This is a genomic window from Nitrospira sp. NS4 (assembly GCF_049546785.1).
Classification (GTDB): domain Bacteria; phylum Nitrospirota; class Nitrospiria; order Nitrospirales; family Nitrospiraceae; genus Nitrospira_D.
Genome location: NZ_JBMWAN010000001.1, coordinates 686,400 through 709,676 on the forward strand (window position 1 = coordinate 686,400; position 23,277 = coordinate 709,676).

Sequence of the window (23,277 nt, forward strand, 5' to 3'; positions counted from 1 at the left end):
CCAAACGGGAACCACCCCGCACCTGCCTATCATATTCCTGTCGCGCGGCACGATCCCACCGCCTCCCGGTGCAGACGTTTGCGCCGCATAACGTCCCGATACGCCGACAGAGTTTCCGCAGCCGTCTTGTCCCACGTGAATTGACGCACCACCTGACGCCCCTTTTCAGCCAGTTCCTGCCGAACTCGGCTATCCATCAGGGTCTTCAGCGCTTGGGCGATTTCGTGCGGGTCACGAGGGTCGGACAGGAGCAAGGCCTCTCCGTTTCGGATCAATTCGGCGCTCCCGTTAAAATCAGGTCCACTCATAATCGTCGCCACCCCGGCCGCCATGGCTTCAAGCGGAGCGAGCGGACAGGGATCGGCCAATGTGGGCAAGACATACATATCGGCGATCGGATAGATCCGTTCAATGTCCTGAACCAGTCCGAGAAACCGCACCTCAGAACCCAATCCCATTGTTTCCGTGAGACGCGTATAATGGTCCAGCTTGCCTCCGCCGCCGCCCGCGATCAGCAGCTTGAACTTCTCGCGCGGCGCCAGGGCCAGCCCCTCTAACAGGCCATCCAATCCTTTCCGTTTGAACTCAGTCCCTACGAATAACACCACGATATCATCGGCAGACAGCCCCAGCTGAGAGCGGACGTCGTCCAGCTCCTGCCGCGAATACACCCGCGTGATCTTCGGCACCTCCACCCCGGTATAGGCCAGCCTGAAGTACCCGTCGTGTAGCCGATAGCAGGCCTGCACATTCCGTTTCACGTTCTCGGACACGGCGATAATCAGCCGCATCCCGTCGTCGGCAAACTGCCTGGCCTCCAGCCATCGCCAGGCGAACTTTCGGGGACTGAGCGCCATCCGCACCCAATCCAGGACCCGCCTCCAGCGTCCCTGCAATTCGAGATGCGGAGGCTTAAAACACGGCGACTGCACCGTCATGACGTCAAACGTCGGCACTTTTTCAAAGGAGTGCACCACATCAAATGCCCCCCCCACCGCCTTGCGACAGAAATACGAAAAAAACAGCTGATTCACCCATGCCGGTTTGCGGCAGACTCTGGGAATCTTGTGAAACGTAACGGGCTCGGGGCCGTCAAAGGCCCACTCATGCGCGAACACATGCACCTCATGGTCCACCGCCAGCCGCCGCACCACCTCCATCGCATACTTTTCCGCGCCGCCGGTCCGCAGAAACCGCTTGATCAAGATGGCAACTTTGAGTCGGGATTGGGCTTCCGGCATCGACAGCATCTACGCCGGGAGCTTTCGAAGAAAGGTCAGCATGTCATGGCCTTTGCCGAACAGTCGAGCCGGCATCGCCAGCATTTCAGCCGCAACTTTGAGCAGCCGGTACGTGACTCGACCGGTCTCCTGCGGCTCCGCCAATGAGACCCGCCGGGTCTCGCTCCGTTCCACTTGAAACCCGCACCGCTGCGCCAGAATCCCCAGCGAATTCGGATTGAAGAAGCTGATATGCCCGCCGTGCGCCGACACCTGAAAATATCCCCACCGTGCGCCAACCAGCCCGACTGTCCAACTGGCGCCATTGCCCGTCCCCACAACGAGCACGCCGTTCGGCTTGAGCACCCGCCACACCTCTCTCAACAGCGCCCCGGGATCCGGAAGATGTTCGATGACCTCCATCAATGTCACCACATCAAAACTCGACGCCGGGTAGTGCGCCTCCTGGAGATACCCGTGGAAGACTTTCAATCCTGTCTCCCTGGCAAACTCGGCGGCTTGCGCCGCAGGTTCGACCCCCTCGGCATCGAACCCGTGCTGCACGGCGCTCTTGAGGAGCGCCCCGCTGGAGCATCCGATGTCGAGAAGCTTCACAGCCGCTCCCGGGTTTGAATGAACGAGCGTCCTTACTACCCCGAACAGCTTGGCGGCCCGAGCATCATGCCTCCGTTGCGTGCGGCGGGTCGGAAGCGTTCCTCTCGGGGTGTCGAACTCTTTCATCGAACTCGCGTAGGCGCGCGCCGTAATCTGACTCACCAATTGCCCGCAGTCCCCGCACCGGCGCAACGGGCCCTCCGGTAAGACGATCGCGGTCTCGACCAACTTCCCCTCACACCCGATCGGACAATGTTCGATCAGTCTCTCGGCTGCCACAGACCCGCCAGTGCCCGAGCCAGAATCCCGCATCATGTATTCACCATATACCGGTCAAGACCAACCGCAGCCCGCGTGTCATGGGAACTCAGCAGACACTCTAAGCGCCTCCGGTTCTCATCCAGTCCGCTTCGCGAATGCTCCTGATGCCACAAATGAAACACCGGTGCGGCATACCGAGCAGTCTTGTGCTTGACTCCGCTCCGCAGAAGACGAATGACCAAATCGGTATCCTCCAATCCCCACCCTTCATAGGACTCATCCAGCCCGTTCACGCGTATCAGATCGCTCCGCCAGAGGGAGACATTACAGGTCTTGATTCCCTTCCACCGTCCCGGTTCCCACCTGCGAAAGGGACCATCGGGCAACTCAAACAGCGGCAAAAGACGATTCACATCACGCCTGGCCCAAGCCCACCCCCATTGCGCCCACCGCCAATCGTGGACCGGGAGCCGCCCCTCCAAGGCTCGCTGTGTGCCGCGCGGAGAGAGCAGAACCCGGTTCGCCCCGAGAAAATACCCCGGCTCCGCTAAGCGCTTGTGCGCCTGGACAAACTGTCGGGACGGAATACAGTCTCCATCCGTAAAGATAATATAGTCGGCGGACGTGGTCGCGGCCGCCGCTCGATTGCGAATGGCCGCCGCACGAAAGCCCCGATCCTCCTGCCACACATGCCGGACAGGCCCATGGCTCCGGCGCTGATGCTCCCGCACTACCATCGCGGTCTCAGCGGTCGAGCCATCATCGGCAACCACCAGTTCGAAGTCCCGGTCCGTCTGGGCTTCATACCCGGCGAGAACAATCGCCAGCGCATCGGGCCGGTTATACGTCGTGACAATCACCGCGGTCTTCATGCCGATGGAGACCCGCCGGGCCGGTGCAGCGGCGGCTGTGTAGGAAGTGGCCATTTTGCTTGTGCTTCATACTGCTTTGCGTAGCGATAAAACGTACCTTCAAAGTTTCCCAGTGCAATGACAAACCCGGGCCACCCGTCCAAGAATCCCCTTTTGAATAAATAATGCTTGATGAAGGCCCAGCTGCCATGGAAGAGCGCCTGCCCCATGGACACCCGTCGTCCCGAAAGCTTGAGCGCACCCAGAGTCGAGTACCGGTTTGCTTTCTTCACGACTTCCTCGAAGTTCCGGAAAGGAATCTGCCAGATCGCATGCTCCAATCGCCCCGCCGGCTTGGACGTCAGAAGTTCGTAGCCTTCATGAACGGGAGACTCCCCATACCTCATGGCTCCCTTCCGAAAGAATTGCGGCTGCCTGAAATTCGGGTACCAGCCGGAGTGCCTGATCCATTGTCCCATGAAATAATTCTGCCGCGGCACAAGATAGGCATCGTGAGCGGGAGTTCCGGCAAGGAGGGCGAGAATTTCATCCCGGACCTCCGGCGTGCACTGTTCATCGGTGTCGATGCTCAGAATCCACTCGTGCGTGCAGGCGGCGATCGCACGATTGCGCAAATGGCCGAATCCTTCAAAAGGAATCTGCACAACACGCGCCCCCATCTCAGCCGCAATCCGATCCGTCCCGTCCGTGCTGGCCGAATCCGCCAAGACAATCTCATCCGCCCACAACACACTGTTGATCGTATCAGCAATCTTGCCTGCCTCGTTATAGGCGATGATGTAGACGGAGACTTTTTGCATGGTGAGTTCCTACGCTTCCTTTGACATCGCAGCGACCGGCTTCGCCTGAATGGATCGTGGCTCGACGGCAAGAAGCACACCAAGAAACGTGGCGAGCAAATGTCCCTCCGCAAACGTTCTGAAGTGCGAGCTGAAGAGACTCGTCACGCACCAACCGGCGAGAATGGCGACCGCCAGCCGATGATAGTCCCCGCGAGACTCGCGTTCACGGGCGACGGCCGCAATCCAGACCAGAAAAACCACCACCCCTCCGATGCCCTGTTGAATCGCTACAGCCAGATATTGGTTATGCGGATCCGTCGTATGCACCGCACGCCAGTCCGACGCCTCGTATTTCTTCGATACATGATCGCCATAGGCCTGCGCGAATCCTCCGGTGCCAAGACCCAGGAGCCAATGGTCCCGCAGAATCTCCACACTATTGGTATAGAATACCCGGCGGAGACCGAAGCTCGTCTCACGTTCCAATTTCGATTCAGTGGTCCACTCAACCACCGCAGCCCTGACTTTGCCCTGCATCCGTGGAGAGACTGCAAAAACCAGCCCGCCTGCGACAATGAAACCAACCACAATCAACACCCGCTGGCTCCATGACGCCTTCCAGCACAACAACATGAAAAGCCCCACTCCAAGTACGGCATACCCGCTTCTCGCATCCGTAATAAAGATCACATTCACGATATACAAAGCCGCGAACACAGGCCAGATCCAGCTGACCAGGCCCAGCGTCTTCTTTTCCAGCATCACCCAGGCACAGACCAGCGCCGCACAGGCAAACGCCATCCCCTGCGTGCCGTTATTCCGCAATAATTCGTGCGGGCCACGCCGGAAGGTGACCCACCCGGCGGCTGACACAAAAGACCCCACCACCGCGACCGCCGTCCCGATCAAGAATATGACCAGCAATCGCTCTTTCCAGCACTCCTCGTCAAAAATGGCCAATGCGACACAAAACCAGAGGATTGTGCGCCATTTATAAAAATCAGTCCACCGGTCATGCCAGGGCACGGAGGCATACACCATCCCCAACAGGACCACCCCTAGGAATGCCACCCCCCAATAGACCAACGGCCGCACCAGCACCGCCTTGAAGCGTGAAACAGCCTGGCCACTCGCAAGGAAGGCCACGTAGGTGACGACCAGACCAATTGTACCCACCGAGGGGGAATACAAGAGCCCTACACAGGCAACGATCGCCGCAATTCTCGCGAGATCAATGAGCCGCTGGGAGGAAATGAATGCCATACTTTTAGAATGAGCTAGTAGAGATACTTCCGGCGTAGTTTCTGCAATACAGAAGTCACCCGCCGGACGAAATTGGGAGGGGCCGGCTCCAAGACGGAGCGAAATTGTCCGTTCTTACTCCCCTGTTCCACGATAGGCGGCTCTAGCCAGTAGCGCGCAATATTCAGCTCCCGATCCATTCGATCAAAGAGATTGTCGATCGGCAACGAAATGCCGTGCCGTTCAATCCAGTCGACTCTCAACCGGGCAGTCTGGCTGCCGAGCACGTAGGCCTCTGTTAAGCGGCCTCTGTCCGCCCGGTATAAGCACTGCCCCGGAACACGTCTCCTTCGAGGGGTGTATTGATTCCCGCCGCTGCCCACTAATAGCACATAAGGAGCTTCCAACGGAGCAGACTCTTCGAGAGCCGCCTGAAGCCCCTGGACGAACCGAGAAGCGAGAATGGCATCATCTTCCAATACCAGCGCACGCTGCCAATTTCGCTCCACAATGAGGCGCAGCGCCTGGAGATGCTTCAATGCGCATGACTGCTGCCCTGGACTAAGAAATGCGCTCGTAATGTACTTGCTCGTAATGGTTGTATCCAGATCGCCGGCATCGAACGAATGGATAAATTCATACTTCAGACCCAGTGCCTGTAGTTGCCGTTCGATGCTCTGCCGCCGATCCACGAAATCCCTGGGGTTGATGATGAGGATCCCGTCAAGCGGCAGCAGTCCACCTTCATTGTGATCAGCGCAAGCCATCGCTAGAAATTGAATGGGTACTTTAGACTGACAAACCGATTATTCTCATACGGCACCTATATCCCGAAGCCACATCATATCCACCGAGGCTCAGGCTTCACCACAGAAGCGGTGCACATCGGTCAGGTGAACGTTTTCAGCACCTGACGGGACAGCCGATGATCGAAACATCGCGCTACCGGCAGGCTCGGCTTGACACCAAGTCCATGGGAAATGCCTGTGCCCGGCGAAGAACTCCACAACCGGACGGAGACATAGATGCCTTGCGTTCAAAACCGGCTGAATAGCCTCACTGTCCATCTCAGGCTCCCTGTCTGCCCCTTCCCTGTTCCACCAGCGATACACCATACCCCAACCCCAGGAAAGTAAGCACCCAGAACCCCATAATTCCTAATTGTGCGCTGTCTGAAGCCTTCTGAAAAGCGAGCGCACCGATGCCGCAAGACATCATGAGGCCATATTCGACCAACGCGGTTTTCCGATGGCTCCACCCGCTGAGCACCAACCGTTGATAATAATGAGCGCGATGCGCCTGCCAAAAACGTTCGCCCCGAAAGACTCTCCTTACCAGAGTTACAGTGGCATCACCGATGAATGGAGAAAAGACCAACACGGGAAGCCAGATCGACCAGACGCCCTGCCGCCAACCGATCAGGCCCAACCCCGCCGCTAGAAACCCCAACGTGGTCGAACCGGCATCTCCCAGAAATATGCGGGCAGGATGAAAGTTAAACAACAGGAACGCCCCCGCTGCGGCTGCAACCGAAAGACTCATGAGAGCGAGAGCGTGACTTTTGGCAAGCCAGGCCGCAATCGCAAGAAAGGCAAACCCGAACGCAGACATGCCACCGGCCAGTCCATCCATTCCATCCATGAAGTTATAGAGATTCGTCATCCAGACCACTGCCACAATCGCGATAACAGCCCCTCCTAGCCCGATCTGATCGAATAGCAAACCGATCACAAAAGTACTGGCCGCCGCAAAATGCATGATAAGCCGCCCGACAATGGGAAGACCGACGAGATCTTCAAGGAAGGAAATCCCCACGAGGAGCGCGGCGCCGAGCCAGAGCGGCCACCACTCAGCCGGTGAGACCAAGGGAATACTCACGGCGATGCCGGCGGTTACCCCGATTCCTCCCGTTCTCGGAACAGGCCGCTGGTGAAGAGAGCGTTCGTTGGGATGGTCGAGGATTCGGTCGGAGAAGGTCCGAAGGAGTATCGCAATGACCGTCCAAGTGACAGCAAAGGACGCAACTGGAGCTCCGAAGCCATCAAATACAAACGATCCGGTCATGGGAGGAATGCGCATATCATCGCAGAAAAGAACCTGGCCGTCACGAGGTAGTCTTTCATCGGGGCGATTGCCCGCAGTACCAGGCCGCTGTTTCAGCAAGCCCCTGATCCACGGGGAAAGGGGGATGCCAGTCCAACTCCCGCCTGATTTTCGACGAGTTGACGGTGAGAGATCCGAGCAGCCGGTCGATGACCGCCTGTTTTCCGGCAACCTGGGCGATCCAACGGAGTGCCCATAGAGGCAATGGCCACAGTCGCACGGGCGCTCCCAGCGCTTTGCCAAGCCGCCGGATCAAATCAGGGGTGGAGAGATCTTCCCCGTCACTGAGCAAATAGGTCTGTCCGGCCGCCCGTATGTCCCGCACGCAACAAACTAGCGCATCGACCAAATTCCCCCGATAGATGAGACTACGACGATTTTGGACGCAGGCAAACGGCAATGGAACTCCCCGGCGCAGGATCTTCAGCAGTTGGAGAAAATTTCCTCCGACGCCGGGGCCGTACACGAGCGGTGACCGGACGACGACGGTCTCCATGCCCGTCTGGGACGAAACCTGCGCAAGGACCTGCTCGGCCTCCCACTTCGAAACCCCGTAGGGGTCCCGGGGATTTGCAGGATCCTGTTCCGTGAACGGCACAAAGCTCTGCTCACCATTCACTTTGATCGAACTCATGTACACAAATCGGCGAACACCTTGCGAAACGGCAGCTCGAGCCAACCGTTCCGTCCAGTTTGTGTTGACCAGGCGAAACTCACGAAGGGGGTCAGCCGCATGGTCGGCCATAACATGGACCCGCGCAGCCAGGTGCACAATCGCCCGCACACCCTGCAGAGCTTGTTTCGTCTCGCTCTCTGTGGAGCGATCATGCAGCACCACCCGCTCGAAACCGTTGAATGCCGAAGGTCCCCCCGGCGGCAGCTTCCCCGGATCTCGCACCGTCCCCCTCACGAGGAGACCAGACTCCTGAAGGCGGCGACAGAGAGCGTCGCCCACAAACCCGTTTGCTCCTGTTACCAATATTCGGTCGCCCACAGCTTGTTAAATACCGGGTCACTTGTGCCAAACAAGTCGATTCACATAATCCGTATAACTCAGGATAATGCGGATCACTTTCTCGGACACGTTGGGAACATCGTAATCCCGGACCATCCGCAACCCACGCTGTTCTCCACGAGGCTGTTTCTCCAGGATCGACAATGCGAGCAGGACCCGGTTTTGGTCGAGTCCCGTCATCATGACCGCTCCTTCTTCCATACCCTCCGGCCGCTCGTGCGCTTCGCGGATATTCACGGCAGGGAAATTCAGGATGGAGGACTCTTCGGTGATCGTCCCGCTATCGGAAAGCACAGCCCTGGCCTTCATCTCCAGATGGACATAGTCAAACAACCCGAAAGGCTTATGCAATTCTACCAACTCAGGCAAACGGACCCCGGAAGAGTCAATCCGCGCCCGGGTCCTTGGATGGGCTGAGACGATAAGGCGCCGGTGATACCCATCGGCCAGCCCGTTGAGCAGGTCGACGAGCTTGTCGAATTGAGCGGGGGAATCGACGTTCTCTTCCCGATGGACGCTGACGACGAAGTAGTCGGCGGCTTGCAGACCCAACCTGCTCAGCACGTCCGATTGTTCGATCTTCGATCGGTAGTGGGATAACACTTCGTACATCGGGCTGCCAGTCTTGATCACACGCTCCGGGGGCAATCCCTCCCTGAGCAGATACTCGCGAGCCAACTCGCTGTAGGTCAGGTTGATGTCACTGAGGTGATCGACGACCTTTCGATTCAATTCTTCTGGAACGCGCTGATCAAAGCATCGATTCCCTGCCTCCATATGAAACACAGGAATCTTCCTGCGCTTGGCAACAATCACGGCCAAACAACTATTGGTATCGCCCAAGACTAAGAGCGCATCAGGCTTCTCTTTTGCCAGGATCGGATCGATCTTAATGAGAATGGTCCCGATCGTCTCCGCTACCGACTGCCCCGCGGCCTCCAAGACATAGTCCGGCTTTCGCAGTTCCAGTTCCTTGAAGAAGATCTCATTCAATTCGTAGTCGTAGTTTTGACCGGTATGCACCAGACAATGGTCCGTATGACGATCGAGGCAGGCCAGCACTCGCGAGAGCCTGATGATCTCGGGGCGTGTCCCCACCACAGTCATGACTTTGAGCTTTCTCATATGTCCACTGGCTCCCGAATCGTATCGGATCGTTGCGGGTCGAAAATCTCATGAGCCCAGAATAATGTCGTGAGATCGCTAAGTCCCGTATTGGTGATATCGTGGGTACAGAATGTGGGCATATCGATATATTGAGGAACTGAGCCGGAGACCTTAAATTCCACGATATCCCCGGTCAAGAGCTTACGAATTCGAATCACGGCATCCCCGTTCAGCACCACAAATCGCTCGAACTTCCTCGTGTGGTAATGGTTCCCCCTGGTGATGCCAGGTTTTGTGGTAGAGATAAAGCACTGTCCGCCATGTAAACTTTTGACAGCCTCGAATAGATGTCCTCTCGAATCGCTGTGTAGCTGGAGGGTAACCGGGTAGTAACGCGGATAGAGGTAGGATCGATAGGTATTGAAAAGATCCAAGTCCACGGCGGTCTTCAGCTCGGGAATGAGATGTCCCCGGTAGGAACGATCGAACCCTTGCAGCTTCCGGAGACACTCCGAGACAGACAACCGATCACCTTGGACGCGCACCTCACCGGACATTCGATTCTCGATCGCTGCGATGATCGCGCCTGCCACAGTCTGAGCATGAACTAGCTCAAGCTGGCTGTCCTGGATGATCTTCGGCTCCTCCCCTGATGCAAGCTGGTGGCAAAAGGTTGCCACCGCAGAGTTATAGAAAGGACGCCCGCCTTCACCGTAGACGTTGGGAAGGACGAGATCGGTAAAGATGGCGCCTGCCTCCGACGCCCAGCCCGCAAGCAGGTCGGCACTCTGCCGCTTTGATCGGCCATATACCGTTTCCCGATCCCTGTGGGTTGAGTTTGCCAGGAGAACCTGGGGGCGCGCATTGGTCTGTTGAAAAGCTGCAATGAGTTGTCTCGTGAGCCCGATATTGATGCGTTCGATTTCCTCTTCGTCGCCACGATTCATCCCCGCCAGGTGGACGACAGCATCCGCCTGGCACATGATCCCTTGCAAACGGCCAGGGTCTGCGAAAATGGATCGGTCAATCTTAAGGATCTTCAATTCCGGTCTGGCATGACAATGGACTCGCAAATGCCATCCGAGAAAGCCCTCTACCCCAGTGACGGCGATCGTCTTCATAGAAAACACCTGATCACGCAGCCGGTAATTGAGCGGGACACCGATAACATTATTGACCTGCAAGCGCCTGCTGAATTTCCGGCAATGTTCGTAACAGCGCCTCAACTTCCTTCGCGTTCAGCCGCTTCGTGTTGTGGGACGTATAGTCATCCACTTCAGCTTCCTGCAAGTCCCCCTCTGTAAAATACTTGCTGTAATTGAGATCCCGCGAATCCATGGCCACACGATAGTAATCCTTCATGTCATCCGCACGGCGGAGCTCCTCACGGGTCGCCAGCGTTTCATAGAGCTTCTCACCGTGACGAACGCCGATGACTTTCACCGGAACCTCCGAACGAAACAGCCCCTTCATTGCAGCGACAAGATCCGCCACCGTGCAAGCGGGCGCCTTCCGGATCAAGATATCTCCCTGCCGTCCATGTTCAAAGGCAAACAGGACGAGGTCCACTGCCTCAGAGAGGGGCAACAAGAATCGCGTCATGCGAGGCTCGGTAATCGTCAGGGGCTTACGATCCTTCATCTGCTGGACAAAGAGGGGAATGACCGAACCGCGTGAGTACATCACATTCCCATACCGCACAACACTGACCACCGTAGGTCCGTCGCCGGTCGTACGTGCGGCCGCCTGAGCCACCTTCTCCATCAACGCTTTCGTCATTCCCATTGCGTTGATCGGATAGACCGCCTTATCGGTGCTGAGACAAATTACTTTCATGACCCCGTGCTTGATAGCGGAATCGACCACGTTGTGGCTGCCGTTCACATTGGTATACACGGCCTCCATGGGAAAGAAATCGCACGACGGCACTTGCTTCAATGCAGCGGCGTGAAACACGAAGTCAACGCCTTGCATCACCGCATCAACACTCTCACGGCTTCGAACGTCGCCGATATGAAACTTCAGCCGGGGCTCGTTCAACTCAATCCGCATCAATTCCTGCTTCAGTTCGTCTCGACTGAAAATACGGATCTCTTTCACTGCACGGGGCCGGAGTACATCCACCAACGCCCTGCCGAATGACCCGGTCCCACCGGTGATCAGAACCGTTTTCCCCTTCAGGACATCGCTCATGAAAGCTTTCCCCTTTCGCTCGACAACAACAGCTCGGATTCGGGCGACGATCGTGTGCCCCCTTGCCTATCTGCCAATTCCCGCATCCACCGTTCGAGCTGATCGAACAGCACGGTCCGGTTAAAATGAGTCGCGTAGTACGCCGCTCCCCGTTTCCCCATCAGATCCCTGGCTTCGTTCGGAGTCTCTGCTAGTCTCACAACAGCATCAGCTAATGCCTCCGGATGCTCGGCCGGGGCCACAATGCCCGCGCCCGCCTCCTCAATAATCCGCGCCCCTTCCCCGTCGAGCGCCGCGACGATCGGGCGCCCCGAGGCCAGGTAAGACTGTACCTTCCCCGGGATCGTCAACGCGAAGATCGGCTCACGTCGGAGCGTCACCAGCAGGGCATCGGCCTGCGCAAAGAACGCCGGCATGGTTTCAAGCGGATGACGGCCCAGGAGATGCACGGTATTGCGTAACCGGCGTCGCTCCACTTCAGCCTGAACCCAGCTCAACATGCGTCCGTCGCCGACAATGATCCAGTGAATGTCGGGTCTTGATTGCAGACGTTCCGCTGCCGTCAAGATCGTGTCAAAGTCCTGCGCGGCGCCCACATTCCCTGCGAACATGACTCGAAACCCTTCCGGCAAATGGACACTCTCCGGCACAGGCGATCGACCACTGGCGGTCTCATAAAGGCCTTCCGCCCAACTCGGAAAATACAGGATTTTCTCCGACGGAACGCGCTGTTGTTCGACATGAGAAAAAAAGGCTCGTGATTGCACAAGGATCCGATCGCAATGCCTATAGATGAACCGCACCATACGTTCAATCCAACGCAGCAGGCGTGACGACCGAATCGCTTGCGTGGCCGAAACACTCTCGGGCCACAAATCCAGCACCCACAGCATCACGGGCACCCGCGTCACAAGTGCCAGTGCAACCGCCGGAAGTCCGACCGTGATAGGAGAGGGTTCATACACAAAAATTACGTCATATCCCTTTCGGCAGGCCAGCAATGCTCTGACCGTGGCCGCCACCGCAAAAGAGAGATAATTTAGAACAAGCCGCAGTCCGCTCCCGCTACCGCGTGGAATCAGGGGACAGCGGATCACGTCCACGCCCTCGTACTGTTCTCGATATGGCCCTCTGAGGCTATATCCCGGGGAGAAATATCCCGCCGGGTAGTTCGGCAATCCCGTCAGAACCGTCACTGCATGTCCTCGCGTGCTAAACTCCCTGGCGAGATCATTGACCCGAAAGTTTTCCGGCCAGAAATACTGGCTGACAATCAGCAACTTCAATTCACTCCACCTTGGAGCTTCTTGTATAAATCAATCCAACGCGGTCCGACCGCTTCCTGACTATAGCGACTTTGCACCAAATCCCGGCTAGCGCGACCACGTTCTAATCGTTCCGCCATTGACCAGCGGGATGCGCGTTCCAACGCAGTCCTCAGTGCACCCACCTCCGGGGTGACCAATATCCCTCCCCCATCCGCCCAGTCAGTCAACCCTGTTTGGTGGGTCGTTAAGGATGGCGTACCTTGAGCTGCCGCCTCAAGGTTGACCATGCCGATCACCTCGGTGTGTGATGGGGCGACCAATACCCATGCCTGCCTCAACAAGGACTGTTTGTCTCGGTTAAAAACCGGGCCGACGAACTCTATTCGAGTTCCGCGTGTGCTGTGGGTTACCAGATCTCGTAAGTGTTCTACATACCCTGGAACCTCCTCCGGGCCTGCCAGTATCAATCGCCAGTCTTCCGACCCCAGATCGGCAGAAGAGAATGCTTCGATCAGGATATCCACACCTTTTACCGGGTGCAGGCGCCCCAAAAATACAAAGCTACGCGTCGGCGGTATTCCTGCCGACACACTTTGTTCATACGAATCCAGGTCAATGGCATTCGGTATAACCACATAGTCATCACGTTTAAAAAAACGGGCGATATGTTCACCCTCAAGCGGCGTAATGGCATGTAAGGCATTTACCGTCTCGAACTGTCTACGAGCAAGGCAGTTCCAGTAGAGCCATTTCTTGAGTTGTTTCGGTACCCCTTGCCCCTTCAGCGCCCATGGGGATGTTTGTCCGTGAACGCTCAGAACCACGGGCACTCCAGACACGGCGGCCGCCTTAACCCCCAGCAATGAAGCTGCCCGCCACAGGCCGTGAAGATGCAGGACGGTCGCATCCTTCGCCTCGATAAGACGCAGAAGGCCGGCCAGACCGCCGGCCGGATACCGCCACGAACGATACGCCGCATCCAGATCCGCAGCTTCAACATAAACCCCGTTTGGCGGGGGAAGGTCAACTGGCCCAGCCGCGTAAACGCCAACCCACTCACAGTGTTTTGCCTGCCATTGCGCTATTTGGCGGACAACAGAGGTCACTCCGGTGTTACCGGAGGAAAAGTCTTCTACCACGTGTAAAGCACGAATCGACATCTCTCGCTTCAAAGCAACAGGACCGCCAGCATCCAAAGACGGCTTTTCTGATTTCACCGCACCATTCTCCTGACAGTCGACTCACGAATGCGTCCCCAGGCTCTCGAGATTCCTCAGGAGCCGATGACCGATCAGATTCACCAAGGCATTCATGACGATTCGGGCAAATCCTTTCCGGACAATTGAGCCTGGAGACAGACCGTTAGCCCGTCAGAAATTTCCCAATCCCCGTCCCACCCCGCCCCGAATCGCACATACAGCCGAGGACGCACCGATCACTCCACGAAGGTGGCAATCTCCTCAGGCGAAATCAATCGGCGGATTGCTGGAACCACCCTAACATTAGCCACGGTGTGCACCGCGCTGACCCGCCGATAGCCGGGAAGGGTACTCCAGGCCTTACGTTGGTCCAAATCAGAGCAAGTGGCCGCCCCCCGCATCAGCCGATCAAACACTGGCACATTCATACGCCGCCCAGTAAGCAGTGCATGTATCTCTGACAAGACTTCTCGTGCAGTGCGCCGACAAACTCCAGAACATCCATGTGACTCCTCAGCGAGCGCGGCAGGGCGAAGAAGCCCGCCAGCTCCTTCTTGTTGGCAGGCCATGTAGATACAAACTCAGGAAACCGCTTGAACTTGATACGGCTCTCTACCAAACCATGCGAGAGGATGCATGGAAGCCCCTGCAAGATCGCTTGAAACAGTTTATTAGGAAGACAGTACCTGACATTCAGCTCGCCCTCTTCAAATACGAGGAGGGCAAACGAGTAATCCGACAAGAACTCCAGGTTATTCGGGCTGTAGGGCCCCATCAATCGGACGCAACCATCTTTCACTTTCTCATTTAGCCACACCAAATACTCAGGATCCTTCTCGAACATAACGCCATAGACATCCACCGTCATCCCTGCCTCCGCGATGGCATTGATGACATGCCGGGGCAGCCTCAACTTGTTGATCAGACCGAAGTAGACGAGCCCCGCGCGGGATCCGGCCGGGCTGCCGGACGAATCCGCATGAATGGCGGGCGCATTGTATACGACAATCAGCGAGCGCCCGTACCGCCTGTAGTAGATCTGAGCTAGGCCGCGCGACACGGTTACAACTTTGTCCGCGCGACGAATAGCAATGCGCTCCAATACCCAAAAAACGCAGAACCTGAACCGCATATATGCCGCGGCTGCCGACGGCCACTCATTGAGATCATGGATGTCATACACAAACACGACTCGTGACCTCAGCAAGAACCTCACCATGAGGGCGAATAGAATGTAGGGAACCGAAGACTGCATGTGAAAAACAACGGCAGAGAAGTGCCGCTTCCTGAGCAACGCAAAAAGCGATCGATAAGAAAGCGGATAGCGCTGCTGCCTGGCCGGAGGCTCGCTATCCACGTCCATCACAGAGCCACGGTCCCATTTGAGCTGCATCTGCACACGGGATGCTCCCGCCGCGCGGAACTTACAGACATGCAAGACATGCATAATGACGGCTCTGTGCCTGCCGCAGACCGGCCAAGTAATTGTATACGAATGGAACCGACAGTATGCCGCCGGAAATCATCCTCTCCCTCCATAAGGATAGCGAAGGTTGCGGAGAGGGAACCGTAGTATGTTGACTAACGGAGCAGCGCCAAGAAATCCGGGTTCCGACTTTATAGAATTCGAACCGGACAAAGATCGCCCAAGCGTTCGTTGCGGGAATGCCCGCAGGAACTCCAGCAGGCTCGTGGACGCGCCTCTAAACGCCTGAATCGGATGCAGATACGGGACCGACACGCCACTCAGAATCCTGGCCAACACAAACCCGTCATCCGAATCATGCCACCACCCGAACACCAAATCGATCCATCCATCGTCCGAAGCTGATCATCCGCCAGATGAGAAAATTGAACGGCGCGCGACCAGCGACGATGGCATCGAAGTGATCGAGGATGGCGTCATTGATGACGCCTTGCGATGCGTCCACGGCTCGGCGCAGTTCGACACGAAATCGTTCGGGAGCTTCCTGCCGAACCCAAGGTTCTTCCGGGGTCACAAAGCCCATCTTGTCCATGCGCATACGGATTGGCTCAGGCAAAATCCCCCGCATTGACTCCCGAAGCACTTGTTTCGTGGTGGCATCCCACAACTTCATCTCAGCAGGCAGACCCATAAGAAATTCCGCTACCCTGAAGTCGAGAAAAGGCAGTCTCGACTCGACAGAATGTGCCATGGAGTCGCGATCCTCCCAATGAAGGAGCATCGGCACGCTGGTAGCAGTCAGGAGCGTATGGGCCATCTGGTCGACCGACGTTGTCTTGAACCCGTAGGCAGGGAAAGGGTCACGGTCGTCAATTGCGAGACGGCCCCGATCAAACCAGGTCGGTGCGGAGGAGGACTTTCCTGCAAGCCGTCGCAAGGGCCGGCGCAGCAGTTCAGGCAATACCGCGTTCGCAAGATACTTGGAGGCGCCGGCAAAGCCTAAGCCATGCAACCGGTTTGCCGCGCGAATCTCTCGCAAAAGCGCCCCCCAGCGCCCGGTCGCAAACAAACCTGCAAAGTGCGGAGCAAAAAACCCATGATAACCGCCAAGCAACTCATCAGCTCCTTGTCCGTCCAACAGAACCTTGACGCGCGCCTGTGCTGCAAGCTTGAACACGTGCCATTGCGCATAAATGCTGGTCGACCCGAATGGCTCATCCTGATGCCAGGTCAGGACATCAAGCGTCTCGAACAATTCACCGAGATCTGGGTAGACGTAGTGCGCATGAACACCAGTGCGATCGACAACGATATCAATATACTTGCGCTCGTCATACCGTTTCACTTTGGCGCAAGCTGAAAAGGTGTTCTGTTGGGACGCCGCACCAGCAGACCGGAGTAAATTATTTGCAACGCATACGATCGAAGATGAATCAAGACCACCGGACAAACAAGAACCCACCGGAACATCGGCTCGAAGCCGGAGACGAACCGCATCCGTGAAGAGCGCGCAGAATTCATCCGCTGCAGCCTTTCTATCGCCTTGGAATGAGCGCGGCGTCATCTGATACCACCGCTTGATGGGAAAGCTAACCGGCAACTCCTCCAGGGGGCAATGGAGACATTCGCCTCCACGAAGTTGGCGAACGCCATTGAAGAGCGTCTCCTCCGTATGGTCAAGCAGACCCCAGTTCAGAAATTCGTATGCGCGTTGCCCGTTCATTACCGGTGACCACCCCGGCAAGACCGAGAACTGCTTGATCTCGGAGGCCATGGCAACTAACCCTCGAGACGAACGCCAAAGGTACAGCGGTTTCACCCCGAATCTGTCGCGCGCGGCGAACACCCGCCTGGCGGTTCGATCGACGAGCACAAAGGCGAACATCCCATTGAATCGTCCGAGACACTGTTCGCCCCACTCACGATAAGCGGCAAGGATCACTTCCGTGTCGCTGTGCGAAACGAATGAGTGTCCGAGAAGTTCGAGCTCAGTACGGAGCTCAACGTAATTGTAGATCTCGCCGTTATACACGATCCAGAAACGGCGATCTGCCGTGCACATCGGCTGATGACCGGCTGGGCTGAGGTCAACAATGGACAGACGTCGGTGGCCGAGCGCAACAACGGCATCAGCAACGGGTTCAGCCTTGCGCCTGGGAGCATAGGTCATCCGAGCGTCGTATGTGCCTGCAGGTGTATCGACACCACCGAGAGCTGTCGTTTCGAGCCCCTTGGCTGAGAAAAGCGCGATCCCCTCATCATCCGGGCCACGATGGCGAACCGCCGCAGTCATCGCACGGATATGATCGTCCAATGGGCGTGGTTCTGAGGAGAAGAGCACCGCAATACCGCACATTGTCAGAACTCCTTAAGCACAGATGACACAACTTCCCGGAGCTTCTCGGCGTTGTTTTCCACAGTGTGCATCTGTGCTGCTCGGTGGGAGCATGCTTTGATTGTGCGTAGCGATCTGCAATCCCTTGGCACACGGTAGTGACTGCCGCCGCCATCGACATATATCGTCTTTACAATGACCGAAGAACACTCGCCAAACCCGGTGGTCTTCAAACTCAAGGGGAGAATATTCATGTGCGTCTATAATCACCGGACGCTCTCTTGCCACCTTCAATGCGAGAGGCAATGACTCAATATTATCGGGGATCACGCTGTCAAATCGAAGTCCTTCGAGCTTGTTGTCTAATTCATCCACATGAGCCATCTTCCAATAATAGGATTCATGCCGCCTCAGGAGAAGCGCAACAGCTGCATTGATCTTTTCCGAAATGCTCCGCTGGCGGTACTCCCAACGGATGAAGCGCACACCTGGCAACTCGAGGTCGCCAGCGCTCGCAGCAATCGCTGCATGGTTGGTCCGGAGGGCTTCGATCTTCCGGTGAACACGCGGATCCCGCTTCAGATCAGTGAATAAAATGAGGGGGACTGCGGGAGTCACGGAGTTCTAGCGACGAAACCCCGTGAGTCAGCGCCCTTACAACCGCTCAGTCGTTGTGAGCCCGGCACGATGCCCGGCTCTAGCCTTCAAAGGGAAGGACCCGGACGCTGAGTCAACGCAGCAAGGGCGAGCAGCGCTGCAACCTGTAGACGCACATGGATCGGTTGCATTCGGGGACGACCATCGAGCAGCGGAGTCAGCCGCTCATCAAGACGGACCAGATCTTTTGCCAAGTCGGCTCGCTGCTCGACTGTGCGAAACCCATTTTCCACCAGCCGAGCCTGCAGCTCTGGTTCACTCGCCAGCTGGCATACCGCCTCTGCGATGCTTGCCGAAAGGGGCGGGCAGACCAGAACGTTCTTTCCGTTCGTCAGTAGCTCCTGGTAGTGGGGAAGATCGCTCACGACATTTGGTTTTCCGCATGCCATCGCCTCCAGGACCGTCATCGGCATGCCGTCCGATGACGGGACGCCGATCACAACATCTGATGCGGCGTAGATCTCCGGCATGCGCTCGTGCGGAACGGGCGGCACGATCCGCACCTTCCCTTCTAGGCGGAGCTCCGAGATGCGCCGTATGATTGCCATGCGATAGTTCGGCTCCGCCTGGCAATCCAGGATCAGGAGCTGCGCATGCCCGACTCGGCGCAGGATCAGCGGGAACGCTTCGACAATCTTGTCTACGTTATATAAAGGCTGTAAGAACCTTGAGCTTAGCAGCACGAAGCTGTCCGGTGCCAACCCCAGAGCACGCCTCATTTCGCCCCCCTGAGAAGGCTTAAAGTGCTGCCTGTCGACTCCCCAGTACATCACTAGGATGCGGTCGTTATGCACCCCCAAAGATCTGATGACCGATGCCAAATGCTCGGATTTTGCTGTAACGAGCTCCGCGCTTCGCAGCATGAGCCGGGTGAGCATCCGATCGGCCCAGGAAGAGCGGCCCTGTTCTCTGAACAGTACATCCCCCCCCATCACCGTCACAATCAGCGGTTTCGCTCCGAATAGCATACCCAAGCCGGCCCAGAGTCCTTGCGCGAAATGGATATGAGTGGCATCCCCCCGATACCGGGCAAAGATCGTATGCACCGCCCGAAGCTTGGCGAGCCGTGTACCCAGCTTGCCCCACAGCCCCGCAGAGACCAGACAGTCTTCCGGAGATACTTGCGGGCAGGCGACGACCTCTCCCTTGCGGGGAGTGATCAGGGTCACTCGATAGCCGAGCATTTGCAGAGCGGCAGCACGCACGCGCACATGGACACTTTGCGCGTCGCCCACGACTGCCACCGCACCTCGCCCCGCGCTCTCCCCCGCAACGGCGGCGGCACCGGCTCGCGCAGTCATGCAGGCGCCCGAAGACGTTTCCCTCATGGCAAACCGTCCGCTGGCACATGCTCTGAGGCATGATATGCTTGCAGCGCCCAAAGGCGTGCATACAGCCCTGGCCGCGATATCAGTTCAGGATGCGTCCCGCGCTCGACCACATGCCCTTGCTCCATAACCACGATCTCGTCCGCGTCTACAACGGTAGAGAGCCGATGGGCAACGACCAACAAGGCACAGCGCGAGCGCAGCTCCCGCAAGGCGCCCTGAATCTCCCGCTCCGACTCGCTGTCCAGATGACTCGTCGCTTCATCGAGGATCAGTAACTGGGGACTTCGCAGGACAGCCCGCGCGATAGCTATCCGCTGCTTCTGACCACCGGACAGCCGAATACCGTTATCCCCTACAACGGTGCCGTAGCCCGAAGGCTGTGCGAGGACGAACTCGTGGGCATGGGCGAGGCGCGCCGCGTTCAGGACTTCTGCGTGACCAATCGCATCGAGGCCGAAGCGAATGTTCTCTTCTATGCTCTCGTTGAAAAGGTATGACTCCTGGGGAACAAATGCGACTTTGCGTAGCCAGCTGTCCTCGCTGTAGCGGCGGATGTCTATGCCATCGGCTTCGATCGTCCCTGAATTCGGCTCAAAGAACCGCAGAAGCAAGCTTACAATGCTGCTCTTACCTGCACCCGACGGCCCTACCAGGGCGACCATCCGGTTGGGGCGAAGGCTCAGCGATACCTCCTGCACGGCAGCTGCGCTTGTACCGGGGTAGGTCAGTGATACCTTTCGCAACTCCACAGACTGTCGAAAACCGGGAAAGGCATCGCCTACACCTGGCGCCCGCGAGAACTCCTGCAGGAAAGCTCCCACTTGTGCGACGCTATTCGCATAACCGCGAACCGTCGTAAGCGCCGAGCTGACCATCGAAAGCGGCGATAGCAGTCGGGTGAGGCAAACCACCAGCAGAGTTGCCTGCACTACCTCGGTCGCCAAGTCGCCGGGCGTTAGTGCCACGACGGCAAGCACCGCGCTAATCATTAGAAGAGCAAAACCGCCGATCAATGGCTCCACAAGCGCCTTCAAGCGCTCGCGGGCGGCATTTGCAGAGAAAAACGCCTCGCTGCGGTCACCAAAGCGTCTACCCGAGAACTCGGACAGGCCAAGCCCATCGAGAACGCTACGGCCTCTGATCGTCTCTATGATCCACTGGTGAAAGGCGGTGGACCGTTCGTTCAGCACCCTGCCGCTGGCTTCTATGCGTGGCATGACGAGCAAGCTTACCAATAACAGCGCCGAGGCCAGGACTGCGAGTGCAACTAAACCCATCTTCCAGGAGATGGAAACGATAACCACCAGATAGACCGCGAGTTGGAGCACACCAATGCTTAGCGTTGAAACCGCCATGACTACCATCCCCAACTCCTTGGGAAACTGCACCAGAAGGTTTATGTGTGTTCCGGTTTCAACCCTGGATACACATGCCAGAGGCAAGTGCGTGAACTGACGATAGCAGAGCGCGTGCACGTCCTGAGTAACCCGATACAACACCCAATAATGAATGTAGTTTTTCCAAAACAGCAGAAGGCTCCGGACAACTCCAACCACCGCGACGATGCCCGCAATGATTAACACCCGCAACGCCGGCTCAAACTCCCGAAGCACTCGTTCGAGTGCACCCATCACAGGTACGCCTGATACGACGCCTGCTTGGGTTTCCCCAGTGCCGAGAGAAATCAAAGGCACGAGGACGCCTATTCCGATCAATTCCACGAAGAGGAGGCCAATCCCAAGTAATACGGTGGTCCCGAGCGCGAGGGGTCGCAAGCGAAGAAAAGCCCGCAGGTGGGAGAGAGACTGCACCATAAGCGCAATACCCAACTCCGGGATCGCATTGGACAACCAGGCTGGACGTCGCATCCCGGTCATCGGTTGTCCATGAAGCCGGTCGACGGCCAAACGCAGAGGCTCCGGCATGAGTCAAATGATCCACTAATATCGCAGCCAAGGGACGTGCGGACATATACCGACGGCCGCAGAGTCAGATAGCTTTGCCAGCGAACCATCTTAGACCTCCACAGCAGTATGCTCGCTGTCGGGTGCGGCGCGACTAAGGACTCACGCATGCTTGATCTCCCCCGAAGGCAGGCCCTGCGCGCTGGTCCGGTCGGCAAGGGCATAGACCCGGTAGGTGCTATTGTCGAGCATGGGTTGGAGCCCGCTGACGGCGGCGGCTACCTCCAACTCCCGCTGCTCGATGTCCCTCGCAGTAAGCAAATGCGTGACGCCAAAGCGGGCGCGCATGGCTGAAAGATCCATAAGCGGAATCGGGTAGCGTAGAATAAGGTCACGAGAACTTTCATCTAAAGGAAGTGGAAAGAAGCAGGGCAGGCCCGTCTTGTAGTGGACTTCGAAGCCGAGAGTGATTGGTACCGTTAAGATGCGTGTCTCTCGACGGCCAACTGCAACAAGGAAGGCACAGGCCGCAGTTAGATCGGGATCATGCGCCTGCCGAGGCGGCTGAGCCAGAGGCCGTGCGGCGATGACTGCCGTAGCGGCCACAAGGGCAGCTAGCACCGCGAGCCCGGTTGGCGTTGGAACACTGACAAGCCAGATGGCCAGTATTGCCGTGGCTGGCGCGAAGCCGAAATAGTCTAAATAGCGGTCCGCTTCCCCCAAGAAGTGGAGCGGGCGTAGGGACGTAAGCAGGAAAACTGTTAGCGCAGCGATCCAAAGCCATACCGTGTGCCGCTCTACCGCGTTCATTCCGACGACGAAGCTTCCGTGACCGGCGTAGTCGATTAAGAGAATTGCGCCTAACGCAAGATGAACAGGGTATAACACCAAGCCGCGAAACATGATGTTGGACATCAGCAGGGCCCGCAGTTCTGCCCAACGCCATTGGATCAGAAACAGGGGGATGCGCAACACATCCAGGCTTCCGAAAGGAGACCGGTAAGGGGCGTTCTCATGCACCAACTTGCGCGCGTAAAAAGCCAGATGTCGAATCTGAGTGTTCAGGGAACGCCAGATGTGTCCGCGCGAAAGCAGGATGGCCGCAGCAAAGCCGCCGACGGCCACTTCCAGGTAACGCGACTCGCCCGTGAATAGCGCGGTGAGCGGAAGAATAAAGGCGCACACCTGCGCAGAGAACTTGGCCGTGAGGATACTCCCCGCGACCGCACCAACCGCGAGCCCGGTGATAAGCCAGTCGCCCAGGGCAACGGCTATCAACGCTAAGAGGCCGGCCAGGACAGAGAACAAGGTAGCGACTGCGCGCGGACTGAAAGTAAAATCCGATAGGTTGGCACGATTTGCATTCCAGTTGATCGGCGAGAGAGCATACAGTAAACCCGCAGTCAGGGCCGCCATCGCCGCGGATGTGGCACTTAGCCCGCTATGAAAGCACAACCAGCCCGTAAAAAACGCCAGCGCAAATACAGCAGCAACTTTTGCCCCGATGGGGATAAGCGCCTGATTCCGATCAAGCCACGCGCGTGGCACGTAGGAACACAGCAAGGGGACTAGCGACGGCAAGGCCCAGTTCTTGCCCGTTCCGCCGAACAGGAAATCGGCGTTCAACGGTATCGTGTGATCATTACGGCGCATCTGGTCGGTTAAGGAAAGATAAAAATAGGTGTCGCTGCCAAATGGCGCCTTGCCAATGCGACGCAGGATAATGAGTTTCATGCATAGGCTGACG

Annotated in this window: 18 protein-coding genes; all 18 read right to left on the reverse strand. The window is 57.3% G+C overall.

Annotation, left to right across the window (positions count from 1 at the left end):
• Positions 1 to 29 precede the first annotated feature (29 nt).
• On the reverse strand, positions 30 to 1,241 hold the full coding sequence (locus ACO9S2_RS02990; RefSeq protein ID WP_423720369.1) for a glycosyltransferase family 4 protein: 1,212 nt from the start codon (positions 1,239 to 1,241) through the stop codon (positions 30 to 32).
• Between the two features lie 9 nt (positions 1,242 to 1,250).
• A complete protein-coding gene (locus ACO9S2_RS02995; protein ID WP_423720370.1) occupies positions 1,251 to 2,114 on the reverse strand; it encodes a class I SAM-dependent methyltransferase in 864 nt (287 codons plus the stop codon).
• Between the two features lie 32 nt (positions 2,115 to 2,146).
• A complete protein-coding gene (locus ACO9S2_RS03000; protein WP_423720371.1) occupies positions 2,147 to 3,022 on the reverse strand; it encodes a glycosyltransferase family 2 protein in 876 nt (291 codons plus the stop codon).
• Entirely contained in the window at positions 2,965 to 3,768 is an 804-nt protein-coding gene (locus ACO9S2_RS03005; RefSeq protein WP_423720373.1) for a glycosyltransferase family 2 protein, read from the reverse strand. Before ACO9S2_RS03005 ends, ACO9S2_RS03000 begins: the two co-directional genes overlap by 58 nt.
• A gap of 9 nt (positions 3,769 to 3,777) precedes the next feature.
• A complete protein-coding gene (locus ACO9S2_RS03010) occupies positions 3,778 to 5,013 on the reverse strand; it encodes an O-antigen ligase family protein (protein ID WP_423720374.1) in 1,236 nt (411 codons plus the stop codon).
• A gap of 14 nt (positions 5,014 to 5,027) precedes the next feature.
• On the reverse strand, positions 5,028 to 5,759 hold the full coding sequence (locus tag ACO9S2_RS03015; protein ID WP_423720375.1) for a glycosyltransferase family 25 protein: 732 nt from the start codon (positions 5,757 to 5,759) through the stop codon (positions 5,028 to 5,030).
• Positions 5,760 to 6,060: 301 nt separating this feature from the next.
• Positions 6,061 to 6,870, reverse strand: coding sequence for an MraY family glycosyltransferase (locus ACO9S2_RS03020; RefSeq protein WP_423720377.1), 810 nt, complete (start codon positions 6,868 to 6,870; stop codon positions 6,061 to 6,063).
• A gap of 241 nt (positions 6,871 to 7,111) precedes the next feature.
• A complete protein-coding gene (locus ACO9S2_RS03025; protein WP_423720379.1) occupies positions 7,112 to 8,089 on the reverse strand; it encodes a UDP-glucose 4-epimerase family protein in 978 nt (325 codons plus the stop codon).
• An 18-nt stretch (positions 8,090 to 8,107) separates the two neighbouring features.
• Complete coding sequence (gene wecB / locus ACO9S2_RS03030) at positions 8,108 to 9,235, reverse strand: non-hydrolyzing UDP-N-acetylglucosamine 2-epimerase (protein WP_423720381.1); 1,128 nt, start codon at positions 9,233 to 9,235, stop codon at positions 8,108 to 8,110.
• The gene (locus ACO9S2_RS03035; protein WP_423720383.1) at positions 9,232 to 10,338 is read right to left on the reverse strand and encodes an NAD-dependent epimerase/dehydratase family protein; all 1,107 of its coding nucleotides are present in this window, start codon (positions 10,336 to 10,338) and stop codon (positions 9,232 to 9,234) included. Before ACO9S2_RS03035 ends, wecB begins: the two co-directional genes overlap by 4 nt.
• A gap of 49 nt (positions 10,339 to 10,387) precedes the next feature.
• Positions 10,388 to 11,410, reverse strand: a complete 1,023-nt coding sequence (locus tag ACO9S2_RS03040; protein WP_423720384.1) for a polysaccharide biosynthesis protein — start codon at positions 11,408 to 11,410, stop codon at positions 10,388 to 10,390.
• Positions 11,407 to 12,696, reverse strand: a complete 1,290-nt coding sequence (locus tag ACO9S2_RS03045; RefSeq protein WP_423720386.1) for a glycosyltransferase family 4 protein — start codon at positions 12,694 to 12,696, stop codon at positions 11,407 to 11,409. Before ACO9S2_RS03045 ends, ACO9S2_RS03040 begins: the two co-directional genes overlap by 4 nt.
• Positions 12,693 to 13,895, reverse strand: a complete 1,203-nt coding sequence (locus ACO9S2_RS03050; RefSeq protein WP_423720387.1) for a glycosyltransferase — start codon at positions 13,893 to 13,895, stop codon at positions 12,693 to 12,695. Before ACO9S2_RS03050 ends, ACO9S2_RS03045 begins: the two co-directional genes overlap by 4 nt.
• A gap of 406 nt (positions 13,896 to 14,301) precedes the next feature.
• Positions 14,302 to 15,324, reverse strand: a complete 1,023-nt coding sequence (locus ACO9S2_RS03055) for a glycosyltransferase (RefSeq protein ID WP_423720388.1) — start codon at positions 15,322 to 15,324, stop codon at positions 14,302 to 14,304.
• Positions 15,325 to 15,658: 334 nt separating this feature from the next.
• Positions 15,659 to 17,659 (reverse strand): asparagine synthase (glutamine-hydrolyzing), encoded by a 2,001-nt coding sequence (gene asnB, locus ACO9S2_RS03060; protein ID WP_423720390.1) that lies wholly within the window; start codon positions 17,657 to 17,659, stop codon positions 15,659 to 15,661.
• Between the two features lie 683 nt (positions 17,660 to 18,342).
• Complete coding sequence (locus ACO9S2_RS03065; RefSeq protein ID WP_423720392.1) at positions 18,343 to 19,530, reverse strand: glycosyltransferase family 4 protein; 1,188 nt, start codon at positions 19,528 to 19,530, stop codon at positions 18,343 to 18,345.
• 89 nt (positions 19,531 to 19,619) lie between these two features.
• The gene (locus tag ACO9S2_RS03070; RefSeq protein WP_423720393.1) at positions 19,620 to 21,533 is read right to left on the reverse strand and encodes an ABC transporter ATP-binding protein; all 1,914 of its coding nucleotides are present in this window, start codon (positions 21,531 to 21,533) and stop codon (positions 19,620 to 19,622) included.
• Positions 21,534 to 21,692: 159 nt separating this feature from the next.
• Entirely contained in the window at positions 21,693 to 23,264 is a 1,572-nt protein-coding gene (locus ACO9S2_RS03075) for a hypothetical protein (protein WP_423720394.1), read from the reverse strand.
• Positions 23,265 to 23,277 lie beyond the last annotated feature (13 nt).

What these genes read in the sequence shown, in the direction of transcription:
- ACO9S2_RS02990 (WP_423720369.1), bottom strand. Translation starts at nt 1,241, where the DNA reads ATGCCGGAAGCCCAATCCCGACTCAAAGTTGCCATCTTGATCAAGCGG.
- ACO9S2_RS03000 (WP_423720371.1), bottom strand. Translation starts at nt 3,022, where the DNA reads ATGGCCACTTCCTACACAGCCGCCGCTGCACCGGCCCGGCGGGTCTCC.
- ACO9S2_RS03005 (WP_423720373.1), bottom strand. Translation starts at nt 3,768, where the DNA reads ATGCAAAAAGTCTCCGTCTACATCATCGCCTATAACGAGGCAGGCAAG.
- ACO9S2_RS03010 (WP_423720374.1), bottom strand. Translation starts at nt 5,013, where the DNA reads ATGGCATTCATTTCCTCCCAGCGGCTCATTGATCTCGCGAGAATTGCG.
- ACO9S2_RS03015 (WP_423720375.1), bottom strand. Translation starts at nt 5,759, where the DNA reads ATGGCTTGCGCTGATCACAATGAAGGTGGACTGCTGCCGCTTGACGGG.
- wecB (WP_423720381.1), bottom strand. Translation starts at nt 9,235, where the DNA reads ATGAGAAAGCTCAAAGTCATGACTGTGGTGGGGACACGCCCCGAGATC.
- ACO9S2_RS03035 (WP_423720383.1), bottom strand. Translation starts at nt 10,338, where the DNA reads ATGAAGACGATCGCCGTCACTGGGGTAGAGGGCTTTCTCGGATGGCAT.
- ACO9S2_RS03040 (WP_423720384.1), bottom strand. Translation starts at nt 11,410, where the DNA reads ATGAGCGATGTCCTGAAGGGGAAAACGGTTCTGATCACCGGTGGGACC.
- ACO9S2_RS03055 (WP_423720388.1), bottom strand. Translation starts at nt 15,324, where the DNA reads ATGCATGTCTTGCATGTCTGTAAGTTCCGCGCGGCGGGAGCATCCCGT.
- asnB (WP_423720390.1), bottom strand. Translation starts at nt 17,659, where the DNA reads ATGTGCGGTATTGCGGTGCTCTTCTCCTCAGAACCACGCCCATTGGAC.
- ACO9S2_RS03075 (WP_423720394.1), bottom strand. Translation starts at nt 23,264, where the DNA reads ATGAAACTCATTATCCTGCGTCGCATTGGCAAGGCGCCATTTGGCAGC.